This is a genomic window from Actinoalloteichus spitiensis RMV-1378 (genome assembly GCF_000239155.1).
In the GTDB taxonomy this organism is placed as follows: domain Bacteria; phylum Actinomycetota; class Actinomycetes; order Mycobacteriales; family Pseudonocardiaceae; genus Actinoalloteichus_B; species Actinoalloteichus_B spitiensis.
In genome coordinates, this window is the sequence record NZ_AGVX02000344.1 from 1 (window position 1) to 507 (window position 507).

The window sequence follows — 507 nt, forward strand, 5'->3', positions numbered from 1 at the left end:
GGCAACTCGTCCAGGACCACCCACCCCGTGGGCATCATGTACTCCGGTAACACCCGACCCGCCTGCTCCCGCACCCGATCCACCACCACCCCAGCGGTGTCGGCCACCAGATAGGCCACCAACCTCGGTACCCCCGGCTGGTCCTCCCGCACCACCACCACCGCCTGCCCCACCCCGGGACACGCCCCCAGCACGGTCTCGACCTCACCCAGCTCGATCCGATAACCCCGGATCTTGACCTGGTCATCCACCCGACCGGCGAACTCCACCACCCCCGAGGCCGTCCACCGGCCCACATCCCCGCTCCGGTACACCCGAGCACCGGCCGCCCCCACCGGGTGGGCCACGAACCTCGACGCGGTCAACCCCGCCCGCCCGGCATACCCCCGGGCCAGTTGCACCCCGGACAGGTAGATCTCGCCCCACACCCCGACCGGGACCGGGCGCAACCGGTCGTCCAGGACCAGCACCCCGGTGTTGTCCACCGGCCGACCGATCGGTACCGAT

The 507-nt window shown here is 71.4% G+C and carries 1 protein-coding gene; it reads right to left on the reverse strand.

Annotation, left to right across the window (positions count from 1 at the left end; all coding sequences use genetic code 11):
• On the reverse strand, positions 1-507 hold a 507-nt coding region (locus tag ACTIDRAF_RS29120), incomplete at both ends, for an AMP-binding enzyme (RefSeq protein WP_039787538.1).